This window comes from Streptomyces sp. NPDC127084 (assembly GCF_042724175.1).
Classification (GTDB): Bacteria; Actinomycetota; Actinomycetes; order Streptomycetales; family Streptomycetaceae; genus Streptomyces.
Genome location: NZ_JBHXFA010000347.1, coordinates 1 through 1,582, shown reverse-complemented (window position 1 = coordinate 1,582; position 1,582 = coordinate 1). Strand labels below are relative to the sequence as shown.

Below are 1,582 nucleotides of genomic sequence, written 5' to 3'. Positions count from 1 at the left end.
TCTCCCGCTCGGCATCAGACAGCACAACAGGCGGGATCTTCGGTCCAGGACGACTCACACCAGACCAACGACGAATCTTCGACTCAGGACACTAGAGATGATCGTCGGGTTCGACGACGATCTGGCCGGCGAGGCCACCAGGGTCGCGAACCGGCTGCATGGCCTGCTGACGCAGATCCATCCGTCACTGGAACGAGTGCTGGGGCCGCGATTGCAGCACCCCGCCGTCCTCACACTGCTGGAACGGTTCGGGTCACCGGCCCAGATACGCAAGGCCGGCCGTCGGCGCCTGGTCACGCTGTTACGGCCGAAGGCGCCGAGGATGGCCGAGCGGCTGGTCGAGGACACCTTTGCCGCGTTGGACGAGCAGACCGTGACCGTCCCGGGAACGGAGGCGGCCGCGCTGATTGTCCCGAGCCTGGCCGCTTCGCTGGCGGCCGTGCTCGACCAGCGGAAACTGCTGGCCGGGCGGATCGAGGAACTCCTGGAGGACCACCCTCTTTCGAAGGTCCTGATGTCGATGCCGGGGGTCGGCTTCAGGACCGGAGCCAGGATCCTGATCGAGGTCGGTGACGGCAGCACCTTCCCGACCGCCGGCCACCTCGCCGCCTACGCCGGTCTCGCCCCGGCGACCCGGAGCTCGGGCTCTTCGATCCGCGGCGAACAGCCGTCCCGACGGGGAAACAAGCAGCTCAAGAGGGCTTTCTTTCTCTCCGCGTTTGCCGCCCTGGGTGATCCGCCATCGCGGGCCTACTACGACAGAAAGATCGCCCAGGGAAAGCACCACACCCAAGCCCTGCTCTGCCTCGCCAGACGCAGAGCCGACGTCCTCTTCGCCATGCTCCGAGACGGAACCTTCTATGAACCGCAGCCCATTCGGGCCGTCGCTCCGCAGACCTAGACGTTGGTCAGCAGGTGATCCGTCGGTCCGTAGTCAATCTTCCAATCGGCATAGACCCCACAGAATCCATCCTTGATGCACCGCAGGCCCACAGTCACCCAGCGAACCGCTCCGTCGGTGCCGAGTGAGAACGCGACCGCAGCCTCGAACTCCTCGCTCCCGCACGGGCAGCCAGCAGCACCGGGCTCGTCGTCCTCCCAGGACTCCTCGTTCCAGTACTCCTCGCTGTCCGCGATGAACGCACGGCTGCCGCAGCCAGAACACTCCCGTTCCGCCCCGGACGCGTTGACCAGCACGAAGAACACACGACCGCCGCACCCCCCGCAGACGGAAGGAGCGATCTTCACCGGGCGGCCGTCGACCGCACCCCGCAAGAATGCCGCGATCTCCGCAGGGACACCCTCGCCAACCTGATCATCAGCATGCACAGACACATCGTTCCAGACGCCCCGAACCCACACTCGACCAGCTTGACCAAAGACATAGGGGCACCAAGATCCGCACCGGCGTGTCCTGGCGTGACCTGCCGGAACGCTACGGCCCGTGGAAGACGGTGTACACGCGCTTTCGACGCTACGCCCTGGACGGCGTGTTCACTCGCGCTCTGCAGCAGGTCCAGGCCCGGGCGGACGCGGTCGGCGACATCGACTGGCTCGTGCAGATCGACTCCACCGTCGTCCG

Annotated in this window: 2 protein-coding genes and 1 pseudogene; 2 read left to right on the top strand and 1 reads right to left on the bottom strand. The window is 66.2% G+C overall.

Annotated features, from left to right (window positions below; translation table 11 throughout):
- Nucleotides 1-901: IS110 family transposase (locus tag ACFWI9_RS34105; protein WP_387169143.1), on the top strand; the 901-nt coding region annotated here is incomplete at its 5' end.
- On the opposite strand, the gene ACFWI9_RS34100 is transcribed toward ACFWI9_RS34105, so the two are convergent.
- A complete protein-coding gene (locus ACFWI9_RS34100) occupies nt 898-1,206 on the bottom strand; it encodes a hypothetical protein (protein ID WP_387169141.1) in 309 nt (102 codons plus the stop codon). The two genes, ACFWI9_RS34105 and ACFWI9_RS34100, sit on opposite strands and share 4 nt — an antisense overlap.
- A 188-nt stretch (nt 1,207-1,394) precedes the next feature.
- Here ACFWI9_RS34100 and ACFWI9_RS34095 point away from each other — a divergent pair.
- Nucleotides 1,395-1,582, top strand: a pseudogene (locus ACFWI9_RS34095) (transposase); the annotation flags it as partial.